19 protein-coding genes are annotated in these 18,597 nt (G+C 43.5%); 9 read left to right on the top strand and 10 right to left on the bottom strand.

Features of this window, described 5'->3' with window-relative positions:
• Positions 1-304: 304 nt before the first annotated feature.
• Positions 305-1,288 (bottom strand): DUF2860 family protein, encoded by a 984-nt coding sequence (locus F0229_RS17355; protein ID WP_171733349.1) that lies wholly within the window; start codon positions 1,286-1,288, stop codon positions 305-307.
• Between the two features lie 204 nt (positions 1,289-1,492).
• Between F0229_RS17355 and F0229_RS17360 the strand changes: the two genes are divergently transcribed.
• Complete coding sequence (locus F0229_RS17360; protein WP_017064709.1) at positions 1,493-1,990, top strand: fasciclin domain-containing protein; 498 nt, start codon at positions 1,493-1,495, stop codon at positions 1,988-1,990.
• A gap of 127 nt (positions 1,991-2,117) precedes the next feature.
• On the opposite strand, the gene F0229_RS17365 is transcribed toward F0229_RS17360, so the two are convergent.
• The 6 genes from F0229_RS17365 to F0229_RS17390 all read right to left on the bottom strand — a co-directional run bounded on the left by F0229_RS17365 (position 2,118) and on the right by F0229_RS17390 (position 5,352).
• On the bottom strand, positions 2,118-2,414 hold the full coding sequence (locus F0229_RS17365) for a hypothetical protein (RefSeq protein ID WP_017064710.1): 297 nt from the start codon (positions 2,412-2,414) through the stop codon (positions 2,118-2,120).
• Between the two features lie 131 nt (positions 2,415-2,545).
• Positions 2,546-2,803 (bottom strand): hypothetical protein, encoded by a 258-nt coding sequence (locus tag F0229_RS17370; RefSeq protein WP_017060020.1) that lies wholly within the window; start codon positions 2,801-2,803, stop codon positions 2,546-2,548.
• Positions 2,804-2,968: 165 nt separating this feature from the next.
• A complete protein-coding gene (locus F0229_RS17375; protein WP_171733350.1) occupies positions 2,969-3,451 on the bottom strand; it encodes a GNAT family N-acetyltransferase in 483 nt (160 codons plus the stop codon).
• A gap of 98 nt (positions 3,452-3,549) precedes the next feature.
• Positions 3,550-3,864 (bottom strand): cupin domain-containing protein, encoded by a 315-nt coding sequence (locus F0229_RS17380; RefSeq protein ID WP_171733351.1) that lies wholly within the window; start codon positions 3,862-3,864, stop codon positions 3,550-3,552.
• Positions 3,865-3,924: 60 nt separating this feature from the next.
• Positions 3,925-4,428 (bottom strand): YgjV family protein, encoded by a 504-nt coding sequence (locus F0229_RS17385; protein WP_017060023.1) that lies wholly within the window; start codon positions 4,426-4,428, stop codon positions 3,925-3,927.
• A gap of 123 nt (positions 4,429-4,551) precedes the next feature.
• Positions 4,552-5,352 carry a PhzF family phenazine biosynthesis protein gene (locus F0229_RS17390; RefSeq protein WP_065584627.1) on the bottom strand — a complete coding sequence of 267 codons (801 nt, stop codon included), beginning with the start codon at positions 5,350-5,352 and terminating at the stop codon, positions 4,552-4,554.
• Between the two features lie 564 nt (positions 5,353-5,916).
• Between F0229_RS17390 and F0229_RS17395 the strand changes: the two genes are divergently transcribed.
• Positions 5,917-6,948 carry a PotD/PotF family extracellular solute-binding protein gene (locus F0229_RS17395; RefSeq protein WP_017060025.1) on the top strand — a complete coding sequence of 344 codons (1,032 nt, stop codon included), beginning with the start codon at positions 5,917-5,919 and terminating at the stop codon, positions 6,946-6,948.
• Positions 6,949-6,951: 3 nt separating this feature from the next.
• Positions 6,952-9,384 carry a bifunctional diguanylate cyclase/phosphodiesterase gene (locus F0229_RS17400; RefSeq protein ID WP_171733352.1) on the top strand — a complete coding sequence of 811 codons (2,433 nt, stop codon included), beginning with the start codon at positions 6,952-6,954 and terminating at the stop codon, positions 9,382-9,384.
• Between the two features lie 224 nt (positions 9,385-9,608).
• Here F0229_RS17400 and F0229_RS17405 read toward each other — a convergent pair whose 3' ends face one another.
• Both F0229_RS17405 and F0229_RS17410 read right to left on the bottom strand, forming a co-directional pair.
• On the bottom strand, positions 9,609-10,634 hold the full coding sequence (locus tag F0229_RS17405; protein ID WP_171733353.1) for a GGDEF domain-containing protein: 1,026 nt from the start codon (positions 10,632-10,634) through the stop codon (positions 9,609-9,611).
• Positions 10,635-10,643: 9 nt separating this feature from the next.
• Positions 10,644-11,099 (bottom strand): hypothetical protein, encoded by a 456-nt coding sequence (locus F0229_RS17410; protein ID WP_171733354.1) that lies wholly within the window; start codon positions 11,097-11,099, stop codon positions 10,644-10,646.
• A gap of 462 nt (positions 11,100-11,561) precedes the next feature.
• Between F0229_RS17410 and F0229_RS17415 the strand changes: the two genes are divergently transcribed.
• From F0229_RS17415 to F0229_RS17440, 6 genes are all read left to right on the top strand, one after another.
• Positions 11,562-11,936, top strand: a complete 375-nt coding sequence (locus F0229_RS17415; protein ID WP_029235248.1) for a cytochrome c — start codon at positions 11,562-11,564, stop codon at positions 11,934-11,936.
• Positions 11,937-11,973: 37 nt separating this feature from the next.
• The gene (gene ccoN, locus F0229_RS17420) at positions 11,974-13,398 is read left to right on the top strand and encodes a cytochrome-c oxidase, cbb3-type subunit I (protein ID WP_171733355.1); all 1,425 of its coding nucleotides are present in this window, start codon (positions 11,974-11,976) and stop codon (positions 13,396-13,398) included.
• Positions 13,399-14,013, top strand: a complete 615-nt coding sequence (locus tag F0229_RS17425) for a cbb3-type cytochrome c oxidase subunit II (protein ID WP_017064719.1) — start codon at positions 13,399-13,401, stop codon at positions 14,011-14,013. It begins immediately after the preceding gene.
• The gene (locus F0229_RS17430; protein ID WP_171733356.1) at positions 14,010-16,166 is read left to right on the top strand and encodes a cytochrome c; all 2,157 of its coding nucleotides are present in this window, start codon (positions 14,010-14,012) and stop codon (positions 16,164-16,166) included. Before F0229_RS17425 ends, F0229_RS17430 begins: the two co-directional genes overlap by 4 nt.
• A 265-nt stretch (positions 16,167-16,431) precedes the next feature.
• Positions 16,432-16,659 carry a PAS factor family protein gene (locus tag F0229_RS17435; RefSeq protein ID WP_004730426.1) on the top strand — a complete coding sequence of 76 codons (228 nt, stop codon included), beginning with the start codon at positions 16,432-16,434 and terminating at the stop codon, positions 16,657-16,659.
• Between the two features lie 263 nt (positions 16,660-16,922).
• Positions 16,923-17,105, top strand: coding sequence for a hypothetical protein (locus F0229_RS17440; protein WP_004730424.1), 183 nt, complete (start codon positions 16,923-16,925; stop codon positions 17,103-17,105).
• Positions 17,106-17,276: 171 nt separating this feature from the next.
• On the opposite strand, the gene F0229_RS17445 is transcribed toward F0229_RS17440, so the two are convergent.
• Positions 17,277-18,569, bottom strand: a complete 1,293-nt coding sequence (locus F0229_RS17445; RefSeq protein WP_171733357.1) for an alpha/beta fold hydrolase — start codon at positions 18,567-18,569, stop codon at positions 17,277-17,279.
• Positions 18,570-18,597: the final 28 nt, after the last annotated feature.

The raw sequence follows: 18,597 nt of genomic DNA on the forward strand, positions 1-18,597 counted from the left end.
ATATATCAAGGAACGCTCAAAAGTCCGCGCAGAGGAAGTCTAAAGAAAACATTACGTTAGACGGAATTTACGCTGAGCTTAGTGCTTAAGGTTCTGTCTATGATCCGTTGCTTCTAAATGTCTAATTTGTATTTCCAAAGCGCTTCCTTATCCTATTATTTCTATCCATAAGCTAATTTTCATATTACGGATAGCAACGGGAACCTACAACCTTTAAAGGTGTAAGTGCCCGAAATAATTAAACAAATAGTAAGACTGAACTTAAACTTCTGCTTTGATGAGTATTTTTAAAATAGTGTGAATATCAGAATTTATAATCCACACCCACACTCGCTAATACTTGCTCGGAGTTATAGAAATCGATATTAGAATCTATGCTTCTTAAACCCAGTAAAGTAATGAACGCCCAATCTTTATAGCCCATCAAACCACCAAACTCATAAGCTAAGAATGCACCGAATTCATTCTCTTCACGTACTTGCCCGTAAATTGGATTCGACTCATCATATTCACGATCACTTGCATCTAGGGTGACAACAAAACCATGACGACCGATTCTCTTCGCGTAGTTTAATTCAATACCATAACTATCGAAGCTGAGTGCTCCTCCTTCTGCGTCTGAGTGGAAATACACCATTGAAGGAACAAATAGACCTGCGTGGTTTGGTAAGATAAAGCGGTATCCTGCTTTGGCGTACACATAGGTTCTTTCCCTATCCAGCAGCACAGTATCTTCCGGAGATAAGCCTTGGCTATCAGATAGCTCTTCATCAACATCTGATTGCCCAAATGCGAGATCCGTTCGAAAACCAGTTCCACCGATATTAGTGAGCTGCAGTCGTCCTACATTACCTTTCACATCCGTTTCATTTCGATTAACGCCAACAGCATACGGATCCGTCCAAGCCTTACCCGAGATAAGCGTAGGAATAACAGAAAAATCCAATATGGTGCCACCAGAAAGTTGATATCGATAACCGATCTCAAACGCAATGGTACCTGTTGCAATATCCTCTCGTGTTGTACCCGCATACACTTGGTGAGTCAGCGATTCGCCAAAAGTATATTGAACAGTACCCAAAAAGCCGAGTAGCCCTTGGTTTTCACTCTCCCCTTCCTGGGTGTTGGTGGCTTGATTCGAATCTTGTTCAGTACTCAAATTACTACTGTCAGAGTAGAAACCGGCCAATACACTGAAGTTACCGCTGAAGCCTTCACTTGGAGCAAGGCCACTGTATGCAGGCATTGAAGCCAATGCAGAAAAGACTACTGGTAAAACAAACCTCATATTTACATCCATTACTTGAATAATCACCAAATAACTATAAGCATCAAAATGGAATCATAACAAACATTTAACAATATAAGTTTATTCGCTTGACGCTGTCGATATCGCTAACCATTCACTCAAAGACACAACAAATTGATCTATCACGATTGGGCTTTCGTAATACCTCTCGAAAATAACGGACAAAACTCAAAGGAAGACAATATGTTTAATAAATTAATCAAAACCATGTCAGTGCTAGTTGCGACGCTTCTTTTTACGGCTTTTGCTCACGCTGATCACCACGGAATGAAGAAAGACATCGTTGACGTGGCGGCTGAAAACGGCTCTTTCAACACCTTGGTAGCAGCGGTAAAAGCGGCAGGCTTAGTTGAAACATTGAAAGGTGACGGTCCCTTCACTGTGTTTGCGCCAACGGATGAAGCGTTCGCTGCGCTACCAGAAGGAACGGTTGATATGCTGTTGAAGCCAGAAAACAAAGACAAGCTGATCGCAGTACTGACCTATCATGTGGTGCCAGGGAAAATAATGGCGTCTGAAGTGATGAAACTTGATAGTGCCGTAACAGTGCAAGGCGAAGCGGTAATGGTAGGAATTGATCACGGCAACGTGATGGTCAACAAAGCGCAGGTCGTGATGGCAGATGTTGAAGCAAGCAATGGTGTTATCCATGTGATTGATGCTGTATTACTGCCTAAATAATAAAGATGAACACAAATCAAAGGTTCTTAGAGGGTGTGACAGGCTCACACCCTTTTGACGTTTAAATACCAAGTTAAGATCGGTATCAAACTAGCCGAACCTGCCTTTATATAAGCAAGAACCCGGATTACATAAACAAGCGCCCGAATATCAGAAAGGCCGCCATCGATACCACCTTCGTGAAGACCACTACCCAGATGCAGTCACCAATACTAGAGTGCGTCGCTTTCCCGAGTAGGAACACAAACAGAATCAACCCTAACACCCAACCTACTGTTGGAATCAATGACACCAGAGCAACGATAACAGCAATAGTAAGAAGGGATTTAAAATCTGCGACCACGAAAGACATTTTAGAGGCGATGTACATACAACATGCGGTGATTAATGCGTCCATCACAAACGCTAAAGCTTCAATACCCACTTTACTTCCTTCACTGATATTAGTTGAAGTGAATATTATCTCTAAAGAGATGATTTTTCTTGAATAAGAGAACAAAAAGCAGGTGAAAACTGTGTCAAAAATGAGATTACCGTTCGTCTGAAGGCATAGGTTTATTTGTTCGAGTCTTCTAAGCCTTTGACCAGTGCTCGCGACCGAGTCTGATTTGCTTTTTGATAGGCATCAAAGCCATCTTCGCGTTTACCTCCGAACAAACAAAGAAACGAGTTGATGACAAATGAAAAGAATGAGATGACGACAACAAAGAGAGGAAATAACCCCGATACCCCAGCATCTAAGGCAAGAACGCCAACAGCGAAGGACAACATCGACACCAATGTATATAGTTTAGATCTACTCACATGACTCATGAACAACACTCCTTGTATTCATTCAATGTTTAGATTAGACAAATTATCTTGCACACAATTTGAACTCATCGACAATATCAATAGATCAGGAAAAGTTATCCTTAAAAAGGTTCATTAATATTTCAAACTCGGTTTCTGTATCCCTACGAACACTAGCCCGCCTATTCAACTGACTTTTCTATCTTCAACTACCTTTTCCATCACGTAATTGGTCAGCTTTACACCACGCATTTCGACTTCCTGTTCATTCACCACCTTAAAACCAAGATGCTCATAGAAAGGCCTTGCGGTAATACTTACTTCAGAGAAATATCTCGATATACCACGAACTCGACCCACAGTGAAAACATGTTCCATCAACGCTTTCCCTACCCCCTTCCCTTGATATTCGTGGTGACAGAAAAAGTGATCAATCAAGCCGTTGGGTTGCAGGTCAGTATAGCCAACTACGCAACCATCGAGTTCAGCCACAAAGGGTTGTAACCCATTCATACGCTTTTTCCATAATGCAAAGTCAAAGCTACTGGGTGCCCAAGCTTCGACTTGCTGTTGAGAATAATCTCGAACATTCACGTTACGTACCGTATGAAAGAAGATCTCCCACAGTGCTTTGTCATCATTCGCTTGATAGTTTCGAATTCTAATCACAACATACTCCTTTTTGTCTTAAGTCCTTTCTGAGGTGAAAATAAACAGCTGAATCAGCAAGCTTTATAACCTAACAGCCTCAGCTTTAGAGCAAGATATCAACGATAAAACACAGCGAGCCAGATCGTCACCGCATCTTTATCCGTCCTCAGCACCTTGTGTTTTTCACCTGCGGAAATATTGAGATAATCCCCTTTAGACAAGGTAACAATGCGACCATCTTCAAACTCAATCACCCCTTGCCCATCGATCACCATTACCCATTCATTCTCATCTTGATCATACCAACCCTCGTCTGGTGAACTGTGACCATATGAGAGTATTCTCTCGATTCGAATGTTGTCGTTGGCAATCAGGTCATTGAATATTTCATTGGATATTGATGAAGGAACATCATTGTAAATGTTTGGCATCAAGCTCTCCTAGCTAGCATTGAATTGATTAACAACTTGGGCCTTAGCTGTACTGTAAACCTAAGCAGCGGCACTCTTTTTGAAGTAAAAACGGTAATAGCCCACCAAGTTACTGCAGATAAACAGCGCCTCCATAACAACCGCTGTTGGCGAACCAACTAAATAATTGTGAACCAACCAAAAGCTGGTTCCGATGATCATCAATTCTCTTAATCGACGGTCATCTTTATTGAAGGCTGCAAAGGTCTGAAATACGGAGGCAAAGCAACTCAATATGCTGGTCAGCCCTGAGTAAGTCACTGCGGTTGCGACCACCGACATCGAAGAAAACAAATATTTAAACTTAGACGAGGTAGAAAATACGCTCGTCAAATAGCGAATCGTGGCAATCGTCATTAAGCTCGCCGCTGTCCATTGTTCAAGAAGGATAAAGTGACTCGAAATAAGAACGCCAGCAAAGAACAGACAAGTGACGATTTTCTTCCTTTCCTTGAATTGGAATGACAGAAGATCAAAACAAATGGCTATCGCGACTAATACTTGGGAAAGATAAAAGGCAGACACGGTGATTCCTTCAATAATAACATTCCGCCCTAGCCGCTTCTTTCACGGTGAATAATCGAATAAAACATACTAGGCGGTTGCAACAAAACAGAGCAAACAGCGCTCTAAAGCTTCTATAAAAATCTAAAGCTTCAACACACCACTAATCACAGTGGTCGCAGAGCCGATTAACTTTATTCGCCCATTAGCCAATAATTCAGTCGACATATAGCCACCACGACGAGACGCCTGATAAGCACTGAAACTGCTTTTGTTGAGCTTTTCTGCCCAGTGTTGCGTCAATGCGCAATGTGCCGAGCCAGTCACAGGATCTTCATTAACCCCAACCCAAGGTGCAAAGTAGCGAGAAACAAAATCAAGTTCCGTATTTGCTGCCAATGCTGTCACCACTACACCTCGCCCTTGAATACCTTTTAACGCATCAAAGTTTGGTGAAAGCTCCAATAACACTTGTTCGTTGGAAACTTCGATTAACTGCTTAGAGTCAAATTCTCTGAATGAAACTACTTGATGCGGATCTAAACCTAGGTGTTCAAGCAGCGTGAGGTTGGGTTCAGAACGCAATGATAGCTGTGTACTAGGAAAATCAAGCTCGATAGACGATTCACAAACGGCGGCAGATAATTCCCCAGATAAGGTGTTAAACACGACCTTATCACCTGTCTCAAGCAGTCCTTGTTCTTTCATCACATGAACCGTTGCCAGTGTGCCATGTCCACACAGCTTCACTTCGACTTCGGGAGTGAACCATTTAAGCGTCATAGTGTTAAGCGCGAGAAAAGCCGTTTCAGATACCGCCATCTCTTCAGCGATTGAAAACATTAACGACTCATCCAACGGCTCTTTGGAGATACAGACCCCGGCAGGGTTCCCTTTAAACGCTTGAGTTGTAAACGAATCTACTTGATATATCTCTAAATCCACAATGGCTCCTAAATGCACAACATTTCCCAAACCGGCAATCATGGCTCGTTGGGACATAACCTAGATATTGCTGCCCACAATAAGCACAATCACCTTGTGCTACAAGTCTTTAGCAACAACTTTATCGATACTTATTGAGAAACGAAACAAATGATAAACAAAACGTTATAGAAGTGTTTTTAGGGATAAAAGAACATTGAACATAAGAGTAAATCGCGATGGCAAAACAAAGGAATAACGACGATTAATACGAGCGAAAACCCGAAAAAGGTAATCACCGCATCATTATTTAATGCTTAATAACTTGTAAGAATGGATATTATGATGAATATTAATTTAAATAATCCATTCACGGACAATAAACTGGAATACGTACTTGTGTTGAATACGATACGACGGAGTCATCCTTGCCTCACACGATAAAGGTTCGGTATCAAGTAGGAGTAGCAAGTTGCTATTTGCATGAAATGCATGAAGTTGAAGTTAAATTAAGTGCCTAAATTTGAATCATGTCGCAAATTTTGGGCTACGATTTAGTTATCACGTACGAAAGGGAATCCGTCAGTGAAAGCGTTTTGCGTATCAATACTTGCGTCAACATCCTTTTTGGCTAGCCCTGTATTTGGCCAGCAGCATGATATTTATCTCTACAATTGGGATGAATTTTTATCTGACAGCGTCGTTACCCAGTTGAGTGATACCTACGGCATCTCACTAAAGCAGCAATATTTTTCTGACGAGTCCATTCGTGATGAAGTGCTATTGAGTGAACGACGAGGTGCGTTTGAATTGGTTGTCATTGAAAGTATGAAACTGAAAGCGCTGGCTAAACAGAACTTATTCCACAACCTGAGCGACTTGCAGCAATCCCTTTCAAGCAACTTTGACTCAAGATGGGTGGATGGGTGTGGCGAATATGGAATCCCCTACGCTTGGGGGACATCCGGCATCTTATACCGAAGCGGAAAAGTTGAGACTCCCAAGTCTTGGGGCGCTCTTCTAGACCCTGAAACCAAAACCAGCGGCCGAATCAGCATGTATTATGAGCCTACGGATTTGGTGAGTGCTGCGCTTCTGATGAATCAATTTGAGCCGTTTACCAACAACGAACAAGAACTTCGAGTCGCTTACAAAACGCTACAAGCACAGAAGCCTCACCTTGAAAGTAATGAATACGTTGTCGATTATATTCGTCATCCCGAACACTTAGCCAACATCGACCTCGCCTACGGATACTCAGGTGACAGCTATGTGCTTAATGATGCCGAACCTGAGGCATCTTGGGCCTACACAGTGCCTCTAGAAGGAACAACCTTATGGTTAGAGTGTATGGCTGCAATTAACAACGGAGAGCGATCTCCACAGGCAACCACGATTCTCTCCTTCTTATCGCAACCCGAAATCGCCGCTCAAAACGCAATGGATTCATGGTTTGCAACGCCAAGTTCAAAAGCAAAAGCACTCACTTCTCAGGAGTATCAAAACGATCCCGAGCTTTTCCCGAATAAAGAAGTATTAGATCGCAGCTACCTTTATCAGCCGTTAGAACCGAGTAGCATTCAAATTCGCAATCGTATTGTCGACAGTTTGAGATAACTCATGCCAGTATTGAAGAAGCTCTATTTTGTACTTTTACCAACGCTGACATTTGTGCTCCTGATAGCAGGAATCGTGATGTACAACTTCGCATCAAATCATGCTAAGCACATGTATTTGGACAAGGTGCAATCTGATGTGAACACCGCTTTAGTCGCGGCGGAATACGAGCAGCTCGGCTTGTCCTTACTAGTTAAAGATATCGGTTCTTCGTTGCAGTTCCTCCGCTACATTCAAAATCCTGGCGACTACACGACTCTATCGCTATTGGAAAAACGAGTACTCCGAGTATTAAGCCAGAATCACGTCAATCAATTTGGGCAACGCAATGTTTATATCGTGGACCCTAAGTTCAAATTAACGCTTTCGACTCTCAGAGCCGATCCTTTCGAGGGGCTAAAAATCCCTGACAAGATTTATGAAAGAGTCTTCGACATATACACCTCGTTAATCAGCAAGAAGGAACTCTCCTACGAAGGCTTCTCTTATGTCTCGATTAGTGGCGAGCTCAGATATTCGTATGTTGCGGCAATTGACCCTTACCTCCTTCCTCAAGATAAACGTGCAAGTAGCAGTTTAAATCGCTACATTTTGATTGCTGACGGACCTCTGATACAACTCTCTAGCTTATTAATCAAATACAATGACGATGACAATATTCAGTTCTTAATCGAGCCATCCTCAGACGCTGCCAACATTGAAAATACCCAATTCGTTATCAAATCAATTGAGCAAACCCAAGATAATATCAATGTGCAGATGACCAGCCGACATCTCATCGCGCAAGTAAATATTCGAGAACAAAAGTTCAACCATGAGAAAGCCATCATCGCTAAACAAACCTTGTTAGGTGGCTTTGGTACTCTCTTTACGATCATGTTGATCGTACATTTAGTGGTACGTTACCAACTCGTGCGACCGCTTAAAGACTTACTTCAAGAGATATCGATCGGCGGGCTCAAACTTAGATACTTCAAACGCTCATCAGGGCAAAGTGAAATTGATGGTTTAAAGAACGCGTACATAGACTCGCTAACAGAATTGAAGTTCGAAGCCGAATTCGACCAACTCACCAAGCTAGCTAACCGACGCTCATTCATCCGACACCTTGATGTACGCCTCAAGAGTTCAATGAACCCACACTGCTATGTGGTTTGTTGGGACATCATCGACTTCCGTAAAATCAACGATCTCTACGGTGCAAAAGTTGGTGATAATGTACTAATAAGCTTAACTAGAGTGCTTAGAGAAACTCTACAAAACCAACAGTCATCTTCCGGTTTCAGTTGCAATGACTACTCCATAGCAAGGCTTGGGGGGAATCAGTTTATTGCCATTTTAGAAATGGATAAAAGCCAAGTGATAAACGAAGAAATAGAGAACATCAATAATACGCTGACTAGCACTACATTCCTTGATTACTATGGGTTTAGGTTATCACTCGCAACAGGTGTTTTACCGCTCGACACACCAAAGTTTGTAGAAATTTGGCACCGATGTATTGATGAGATGCTGCTCCGTGCAAAATCTCACAATAATGGAGAAAGCCGTATTGTTTATGGCGAGGAGTTATTACACACGTTAGAGAGACACGACATTATAGAAAAAAGGCTTTTAGAGTGCTGTGAAAGTGATAACTTTGAACTTCGCTTTATGCCTATTTTTAACGCCAAGACACTTCAGATAGATGGCGCGGAGTGCCTGATTCGTTGCCCAGCCTTATTCGATATCGATGCGGGACCAGAAGAATTTATCCCAGTTGCAGAAAAGAGTAACCTTATTGCCAGGCTCGACATGTGGGTCATTGGCACCGCGATCAAAAGCTATAAAGAGCTTTCAGAACTTCATAAATACAAGGGCACTCTGTCAATTAATATCTCGGCGATGGAGCTCTACAACCGTAATTTTGCCGACAACATCCGTAAAGTACTCGAACGTTATCAAGTGCCACCTGGCAACATTATTATAGAGATTACCGAGACCAGTTACGTGAAAAGTACCAAGCTTACGGTGCAGACTATCGAGAGCCTCAGAAGCTTAGGTTTAAAGGTCTCCCTTGACGATTTTGGTACGGGCTACACAGCGTTTAACCAACTTCTCCACTACCCTGTGGATGAGCTCAAAATTGATAAGAGCTTTATCGATAACATGGTAGACGACAAGGCCGACCGCAAGATGGTCGAATCTATGGTTAACTTAGGCCACTCTTGTGACACGCTAGTCGTCGGAGAAGGTGTTGAGTCGATAGAACAGTATCATTACCTCAGAAAAGCCAACTGTGACCTAATACAAGGCTACTTCTTCAGTCAGCCACTCACTTATCTGGAATTCATCGAGTTTGTTCGAAACCATAACCCGCAAGCAATTTTAAACCCGCAGTCTGTTAGCAGTTCGAGATCTAACGAGCGAATCGTTGCACTCACTCAAAAGCAGTAACCTTAAACCTAAACCTCAAAGCCTCTCTTCCTATTCAAGCGCGGAAAGCCACTATAGCTATAACTAGTAGTAGAACTATCTTCATCAGAGCAGGAGCTCTCTATTGGCTGCACATTGAATGAGGAGGCAAATAAAGAATGGCAAAAGCCATGATAGTGAAGCGGGAAAATGGTGAGCGTACAGTCAACAAAACCTAATGATCTAACTTATCGCTGATGCGGGGATTAACTCTGCATTGTCGTTAGTAGCTCCATCATATCTTTAGAGCTGATGTTCTTCTTATGCCTGACTACAGCGTCAATCATCAATTCTAAATTCCCCGCAGAGATATAATCCTTAAGCACGTCATTGAATTTTTCCTGTATCTCATCACTTGTGTACAATTGCTCAGGAATGAAGAATAGAAACTGACTGCCACTACTACGAAACGAGATAGTACTTTCCGGTACCTTTGCCGTCAGGGACTTAGCAGCTGAACTCACCACCAAGTCTCCATATTCAAGTCCATACTTTTGGTTTATCTCACTAAGGTTTCTGATTCTTACAAAGTAAAGGTCGAAATTACCGTTTGTTGGATAGCTGTTCTTAACAAACTGCATGAGCGAGACTCGATTGCGAAAGCCAGTAATGAAGTCGGTAGAATGAAGTTTTCGTTTGATGGCAAAGTCGACGTAAAAAATCGCTCCTGTCACAAGCAGTAGCAACACCAGAAATACGCTGCTTATCTGATGCACCATCACCAACTTGTCGACCATTGTGGTGTTTTCTTCAATAACCGGGCTTTGAAGTCGAAACTTTTCGTTAATAAATTCGACCAGCGTGTTGTAACAAATATCAATTTTCTTCTGCAGTGATTCCTTAGGCAAAGCGCCTTGATTCACCAACTTAATTGAGGATTCTAGCGACTTAAATTTCTCAAACTCTCCGGTGAAATAAGGTTTGAAGTTGGCAGATTTAATGAAGTTAGAAGATTCGGTACTGTTGATCAGAATATCAAAGCGGCTCCACGTAATATCATAGGCTAACCACAAATCGTCGTAATTGAGATTATCCGAACGGCTCACCATCAAGAAATTCGCGTATTCCTTTACCAATTGGAAAACAAACCATGTTGCCTCATTTTGGCGATTAGAAAAGCTCTTGTTGATGTCATTAATTCGAGTAACGCTGTAGATATTGACGGATAGAACAACCACGGCCAAAGACAAAACAACGACTTTGATTGCAGCCATAGACAACAGCTTCTTCATAATTAGCCTCTACAGGTGAATATCACGAATCTGCCAAATCATCTTGGCATGGAAATCAGGGGTATTAGTCTCAGGATTCGCAGAGAGTGGGTAAATCAACCAAAACGGGCCTTTTTCTCTCACAGACATAAACTCACCATTCTTTTTAATCGCAATGATGGGTTCATAGGTATCAAAATCTTCTTTGGGCACGGCAATTTTATAGTCATTCAATGCCACAAAAGTAACTTGTGATGATATCGGTAAATCCATATTTCCAAGCACCGTTTGTAACGTCACGCCACTATAAACGGTCAGACCCTCGACCCAAGGCAAGGTGGTAGTAATTTCTTTTTGAGGAAGTGACAGGAGTTGCTCTCTACTAAAACCATGCTTTTGCCCAAAGTGGTCGAAAACCGTTAACTCTGAGGCTGCAAAAATCGAAAACGAGCAAAGCCAAAGCATCAACAAGAATACAGTTCTCATTCTAAACTCCATTTAAAAAGGTCACTAAATTGAGTCTAGTATAAATTGACCATTTAACTTGTACCGATACCACTTAGATTGAACGCTATCGCTTTATCCCTAATGCTCCTACACCTCGCTGTTTTTCAATAACTTCGCCGTTTCTCTGCCTCTTCCATCACCGCTCTCGTTCAGCACTCCCTACCCGCTTGACGTATTCCTTCTCAACCGTCTAGTAACAAAAATTCGTATTTTACTCTGCGTAAGTAAACCAATAAGCCCTATGAATACGTATGAAACAACAAAATTAACAATAAATATGAGCAAGTCAGTAGCGAGAATGCTGGATGCTGCATAACCTTTAATCGAACGTAAGCAGCTTTAAGAGACTTAATAACGAGTTCCAGTCGTTTCTACTTCACCAGTTGATCTCGTGTATTGATCTTAGAAAGCTTACTCATTTCATAATCAAGGGAATCGAGAATGAGTTTGAATATAAAAAAATTTAACCCCATGGCGACACTTTCTACCCTAGTAATGACGCTGGTCATGTTTCCTGTTTCTGCTGAAGTTAATCAAGAACAATTCGAATTAGGTAAACAAAAAGCTAAAGTGTGTATGACATGTCATGGCGCTGATGGCATCTCAACACAAGATCCCTACCCGAACCTTCGCGGTCAAAAAGTGGGTTATCTCATCTCTTCATTGAAAGATTACCAGACTCGAGAAAGAACCAGTGGCTTAGCGATTCTCATGCAACAACAAGCCGACACGCTCTCAGACCAAGACATCCGTGACATTTCCTATTTCTATTCTGTGCTCGGCAACGAAGCAGGCTCGCTCAGCGATTCAAATTAAGTCAGCGATTCAAAACCTCTAGGCAAGGAGCCTTGTTATGGAACAAGTGACAACGCAATACAGCATTAAGGTCGTGAAGTACTTCATTATCGCATCCTTAGTGTGGGCGATTGTAGGGATGATCATCGGCGTGATTCTCGCCGCGCAATTATATTGGCCAGTCTTAAACTTTGATTCTCAATATTTCCAATTTGGTCGACTGCGTCCGCTACATACCTCTGGAGTAATTTACGGCTTCGTCGTGAATATCTTGATGGGGACGTCTTTATACATTGCCCAGCGAACAGGCCATTGTGACTTGTTCAATAAAAGCCTTTCATGGATGGTATTTTGGGGCTGGCAATTCATCCTGTTACTTGCGGTCATTTCCTTACCCGCAGGCCACACCAGCTCAAAAGAGTATGCGGAGCTTGAATGGCCAATCGACTTAATGATTGTGCTGGTTTGGGTGCTGTATGCGGTGTTGTTCTTTGGCACCCTTGCTAAACGAAAGGTCAGCCATATCTTTGTGGCTAACTGGTTCTTTGCTGCATTCATTATCGTCGTTGCAATGATTTTCATCGTGAACAACCTCGCGATGCCTGTGTTGGCGATGAAGTCCTACTCTGTGTTTGCAGGCGCTCAAGATGCGATTGTTCAATGGTGGTGGGGACATAATGCCGTCGGTTTCTTGCTGACCGCTGGTGTGATTGGTATGAACTACTATTTCATACCCAAAGCGGCGGATCGACCTATCTACTCGTACCGTTTGTCTGTGATCCATTTCTGGGGCTTGGTCGGCTTTTACACGTGGGCCGGAACGCACCATTTGGTTTATTCTTCTGTTCCCATCTGGATTCAGAACATCGGCATCGTTATGTCTTTGATCCTGTGGCTCCCTTCTTGGGCAGGCGCGTTCAATAGCGCAATGACCCTCCTACAAAATAAAGAAAAGCTGAAGTCCGACTACATTCTTTTATTCTTTTTCTCAGCGATTCTTTACTACTGCTTGGCAACATTCGAAGGTCCGCTACTCGCTATTCGCTGGTTCAACATGGTGGCACACAACACCGAATGGATCATCGGGCACGTACATTCCGCGGCTCTCGGATGGGTTGGGATGTCAGGGATAGCGGTTTTTTACTACTTCATTCCACGCTTATGGGGCCAAACCGATCTATGGTCACGACGACTGATTAAATGGCACTTTTGGCTTGCTCATGCTGGCGTCGCCGTCTATGCAATAGCACTTTGGATCGCAGGCATCGGCGAGGGGTATATGTGGCTCGCTCAAAATGAAAATGGCGAACTGATTTACAGTTTTGTAGAAGCTATGGACTTTAAAGCACCTTGGCTATTCATGCGTTTCTTTGGTGGCGCGCTGTTTGTACTTGGATTGTTCTTAATGGCTTTCAACTTGTACAAAACGGTTCGTATGCCCGTAACAAATGATGCTAAACACACTGTTAATGAAGGAGCTTAAATGATGAGTAAAGACTTTACACATTCAATCGTCATTTTAATTTTGACCACTGTTGTCGTGGCCTCCTTCTCTTTATTGGTCTGGGTAGTGCCAAGCATTGTCCGTGGCGATGATATTGCCAAAGGCAGCTTAGCGATGCCTCTCACACCGATTGAGTTAGCAGGCCGAGACATATACATCAGTGAAGGCTGCCATGTTTGTCACACACAAATGGTTCGCCCTCTAGAGCCAGAAGTGAAGCGTAATGGTCGCCCGAACCAAGAAGCAGACGATATCTATGAGTTTCCTAACTTGTGGGGCTCTAAACGTACTGGTCCTGACCTCACTAACTTAGGTAGAAAGTATTCTGACCAATGGCATGCTATTCACTTAATTGACCCTCGAAAAGTCGTACCGACCTCGATCATGCCCTCTTACCCGTGGCTATTTGAGCAGACTCTGACTGGCGATGATATTAGCGCCAAAATGGAAGTGTTACGTACCTTAGGTGTGCCTTATACCGATCAAGAAATTGGTGATGCCCGTTTGCAAGTAAGAGGCAAAACCAAAGGTGAAGCTCTGATTCGCTATTTACAAAGCCTGGGTAAAGATACGTCACAGGAGGTATCACAATGAACACATTCTGGAATCTATGGGCGGTACTCTTAACCTTAATATTCTTTGTTCTGATGGTGTCTGTTGTCGTTAAATACTGGCGTAGCAATCACAAGGCCGATCACGACCACACCATTGGCACCTTTGATGGTATTGAAGAGAAAGATGCGCCTCCACCTAAGCTGTTATTTATCAGTTATGCAGTGGCATTTCTTTTGTCTGCGGGTTATTTGGTGCTCTACCCCGGGCTTGGAGAATGGGAAGGCTTAGTCGATTGGGAACAAAGCGACGATAAGCTCAGTTCACCATCCACCACTCTCAATGAGCAATTTGCACAAACCAGCGAAACCACGTTAGAGGGATTAGCTGCTGTCCCAGAGATCGTGAACAGCGGTAGGATTCTATTCCAAACTCACTGTGCCGCTTGTCACCGCGATAATGCACAAGGTCAGAAACACTTCCCTAATCTTATCGACCAAGAATGGTTATACGGCGGCAGTGATGAAGCTGTGATCCATTCGATTGCCAAAGGGCGAAATGGAGCGATGCCGGGTTGGAGTGAAATCATGCGCCCAGACGAGGTGGCAAAAGTCTCCTACTATCTAGCCTCCCTCAACCAACGTCATACCGATGTGCCGGAGATTAAAGTCGAGCTCGGTAAAACCTTGTTCGTCCAATACTGTTCGTCTTGTCATGCCGATGGTGCTGTCGCTAACCCAGCGATTGGCGTACCTGATCTTTCCGATGATATCTGGCTTCACGGAGGGAGTATTGAAGAGATTCAGCACACCATCAATTACGGTTTGAACAACCTAATGCCTGCGTTTGATGAGCAGCTCAGTGAGAACGAGATACTCGCGCTTGGGGCTTATATCCGACACGCTGGTGACGTAGAGCAACAACGGCTCGCGAGTTTGAAAGCATCATCTGTTGAGCGCGGAGAATATCTCGCTTATGCCGGTGACTGTGTGGCTTGTCATAGTGCAGAAGGTGGCGAACCCTTTGCTGGCGGCCTACCCTTTGTCACCCCCTTCGGCACCGTGTATTCAACCAACATAACGCCACACACTACCGAAGGTATTGGGACTTATGACTTCGATGATTTCCGAGCGGCGTTAGTCGCAGGTAAAGGCAAGAATGGTTACCTGTACCCTGCAATGCCTTACACCTCCTATCAATACCTCACCGACCAAGACATGGTGGATTTATGGGAATACATGCAGTCAATCACCGCCGTGCCGCGACGCAATGATGACAACAGCATGATGTTTCCATCCAATATTCGCTTAGGTTTGCTTGGCTGGAACATCGTATTCATGGATACCGACCCTATTGATTATGAAGTGCCAGAGGAACTCAAAGGAGAAATTGAGAATGTCGATAAGTGGCAACAAGGCAAATATTGGGTCGCAGGACTTGGTCACTGTTCGGAGTGCCATACACCTCGAAATATTGCCCAAGCACTGATACCAGAACGTATTTTCCAAGGTAACTTGATCGACGGTTGGAACGCGCCTGATATTACAGCCAATGAGCTCTATATCGATGGTTGGGATGAAGCAACACTCACAGACTTTTTACACACAGGACATTCAGACAAAGGCACCGCTTTTGCGGGTATGGCTGATGTAGTGAAAAACAGCCTAAGCTTGATGACGCGTGAAGATATTGAGTCGATGTCCTATTACCTACTCAGTGGGGACATCAACAACACCATTGCCAGTGATGCCGTTCAGTTACAGCCTAAAGGGTTTGATGAAGCTGCGTATGCCAGTGAAATCTACACCACGTATCGTCAAACCTGTGGGGCCTGTCATGGTGACGATGGTAAAGGTCGCGATCCAATCGCCCCTACTCTGTTGAACAACGGTATTATCATGCACAGCGACCCATTCAATACCATTGCGGTAACGGTGCGCGGCTTGCAACCCACCTATCTCGACAAAGACAGAAATTTCATGCCAATGGCAAGTTTTGAGGATGTACTGTCGGATCAACGCTTAGCTGAGTTAATCACGTTTGTGCGTTTAAACCTTGGCGACAGAAATGAACCGGTCACGGCTGAGCATGTTCGAGAGGTAAGAGAAACACTTGAAGCAGCAGGCTATGCAGGTGGATTACACACCACACCTGAAATGTACGAAAATCGAGATAAGAACATTAACATACGATAGGCGCTGTAGCTGTGCGTAGCCGATTGGCTCAATAAACAGCGAACAGCACGTAACTTTTATCTTTGCTAACAAGCCAAAAGGAGACCACTGTGTCTCCTTTTCTTTTGCCCAAACCCGAGTTCCGACACTTTGCCGTACAACACAATTGTAACTAACTGATTACACAATTAAGCAGAGCTGCACATAATGCGATCAATCTCGCAGAACAAAGATGATACCAAGTGCATAATATGCAAAATTTTCTAAAGATGTACTAAGGACAGTTATGGATACAACTACACTCATCTACGATACGTTGGAAGGCCTATCGAGCGCAAAGCCACAGCAACACGCTCAAATCCGCCAAAATCTATATAACCAATTAGATTTATCATTTGAGAAGCAGTTGGCTTTGTATTCATCAGTTCTTGGTCCAGCAAGTGCTGGTAGATTGACCGATTTGGATAGTGCAGTGATGTCTGCACGCAAGATTGTTGGCTTAGAAAACAGCTAAGCAACCTTTAACCTATCTCAACTTTAACGCTGCCATTGTGCAGCGTTTTTTATGGACGCTATTTACGATAAGTAAGGTTGGTTACAATAAATGCTGTTAGTTGCGATAAGTACGGTTAAGTAAGATAAGTGCAGTTAGGTCTGTTTTTCAAGTTACACGTATTCTCATTTGGTTAATCTTATGTTCCATTTTTAACAGGTGTGTAACCACAATAATGGCGCTAATGTTAGTAGCACGTTAACCACACATCGGATGGAAGAATCATGAGAGTACTTATTGAATATACACAAACAGGCAAATACCGTGATCATGCGTGGGAAGCATTAACGATTCGTTCAAAAGGCGAAATTCAAGCTGTAACTCCCTCTTATGCGGCTCAGCTTATCGAACAGAACCGCGCCAGCTTATCGACCACTGAAAATCAAGATATCGTCATCCAACCTTAATGGCTTCAAGGGCTACCCCTCCTAGTTCCTTAAATCGAATAGTTCGATGACATAAAAAAACGCTGCATGGGTGCAGCGTTTTCTTGTTTCTGGCGTATCGTATTTCTAACGTAGATAGTTTCTAAAGTAGAAAGCTTCTAACGCATCTTGTTTCTAGTGCAAATAGCTTGATTACTTTGGCAGATTTTCTAACGCTTCAACCATCGTCATCAATTTATCGACAATCCTTTCGCCGTCTACTCGCAAGCCATTGTGTTCATATTCATTGGTGATCCACGCTTTCGAGTTAGGAATGTTCGCCAATGTTTCACGGCTGTAATCCAACTCAACGTACATGTCATCGGCGTAAACGGCACACGCCATTGGCACTGTATTCTTGCTCAACTGCTCTGCGTTGTACAAAGTGCCCCAGTCCGACTTTTCAGCCAACATGTTCGCGGCTTCACGCAGTGGCTTCAGCGTTTCAAGTTGGTCGAACATCCATGGGTACACCATTTCACCAGTAAACCAGAACTCACTGCCCGATTGGTAGTTGAAGTGTGGGTACTGCTCACGAACACGATGTGCAGACCAGTTAGACGCTGTACCTTGACAGTAAATCGATTCATGCAAGATTGCGTAAATTGGGTTAGTTAAGTAACCCTGCTCTTGCTGCATTTGATTTAGGAAGCTGTAGCTCAGCTGTCTGTTACCGTTCACTTCAACAAACGCACTCTCCAGTGTGAAATACATTGGAAGGTTTGCTTCGCCGCCACCAAGATTAATACCTATTAGCTGGAACTGTTCAACTGTGAACACCTGACCGTTTGGCAGTCTCACATCGTTGTTGAGCAGGTAATCAGAGATCTCGCGACACATAGCTTGTGCTTGTGGGAACTGAGCAAAGAAAGCTCTGTTTTTGTCTTCTACACGCTTGTAAGTCGCACGATAAACATCGTCAGCTTCTCGTTCAATAGAAGGAATGCCGCCCGTCACATAACAACGCTGCAAGCTCTGTGGGAACAGTGACAAATAGCTCAGTGTACAGAAGCCACCAAAGCTTTGACCAATCGTCGACCATTGCTTAATACCAAACTGTTCACGAATCGCTTCAGCGTCACGAACGATGTTATCCGCTCTGAAATGCGTTAAGTATTCGACTTGTTGTTCTGGAGACAAATGCGCCAAAGTTTCATGGCTGATAACCGTGCTGTTGCCAGTACCACGTTGGTCTAGAAGCAGAACACGGTAGTTTTGTAATGCACGCTTTAGCCAACCCGATTGACCACTCACCCGTGGAGAAGGAAAACCTGGGCCGCCTTGAAAGTAGATCAACCACGGCAGCTCTTGCTCATCTTTAACGAGATCAACCAGCTCACGTGCGAAGACTTGGATCTGTTGTCCATCTTTGGCTTGATAATCAAGTGGCAACTCGAAAGAGTGCTGACGGTACAGGGTGGTTCCATCAATAAAGTTAGCTTGCACGCTTCATTCCTTTTTATCTGATTCTAAA

Origin of the sequence: Vibrio sp. AIC-3 (assembly GCF_013114515.1) — a bacterium.
GTDB classification, from domain to species: Bacteria; Pseudomonadota; Gammaproteobacteria; order Enterobacterales; family Vibrionaceae; genus Vibrio; species Vibrio crassostreae_C.

Excerpts from the sequence above, each read along its gene's own strand:
- F0229_RS17355 (WP_171733349.1), bottom strand. The coding sequence starts at position 1,288 with ATGAGGTTTGTTTTACCAGTAGTCTTTTCTGCATTGGCTTCAATGCCT.
- F0229_RS17440 (WP_004730424.1), top strand. The coding sequence starts at position 16,923 with ATGAGAGTACTTATTGAATATACACAAACAGGCAAATACCGTGATCAT.
- ccoN (WP_171733355.1), top strand. The coding sequence starts at position 11,974 with ATGGAACAAGTGACAACGCAATACAGCATTAAGGTCGTGAAGTACTTC.
- F0229_RS17410 (WP_171733354.1), bottom strand. The coding sequence starts at position 11,099 with ATGAGAACTGTATTCTTGTTGATGCTTTGGCTTTGCTCGTTTTCGATT.
- F0229_RS17400 (WP_171733352.1), top strand. The coding sequence starts at position 6,952 with ATGCCAGTATTGAAGAAGCTCTATTTTGTACTTTTACCAACGCTGACA.
- F0229_RS17380 (WP_171733351.1), bottom strand. The coding sequence starts at position 3,864 with ATGCCAAACATTTACAATGATGTTCCTTCATCAATATCCAATGAAATA.
- F0229_RS17405 (WP_171733353.1), bottom strand. The coding sequence starts at position 10,634 with ATGAAGAAGCTGTTGTCTATGGCTGCAATCAAAGTCGTTGTTTTGTCT.
- F0229_RS17425 (WP_017064719.1), top strand. The coding sequence starts at position 13,399 with ATGATGAGTAAAGACTTTACACATTCAATCGTCATTTTAATTTTGACC.
- F0229_RS17430 (WP_171733356.1), top strand. The coding sequence starts at position 14,010 with ATGAACACATTCTGGAATCTATGGGCGGTACTCTTAACCTTAATATTC.
- F0229_RS17360 (WP_017064709.1), top strand. The coding sequence starts at position 1,493 with ATGTTTAATAAATTAATCAAAACCATGTCAGTGCTAGTTGCGACGCTT.
- F0229_RS17435 (WP_004730426.1), top strand. The coding sequence starts at position 16,432 with ATGGATACAACTACACTCATCTACGATACGTTGGAAGGCCTATCGAGC.
- F0229_RS17370 (WP_017060020.1), bottom strand. The coding sequence starts at position 2,803 with ATGAGTCATGTGAGTAGATCTAAACTATATACATTGGTGTCGATGTTG.
- F0229_RS17415 (WP_029235248.1), top strand. The coding sequence starts at position 11,562 with ATGAGTTTGAATATAAAAAAATTTAACCCCATGGCGACACTTTCTACC.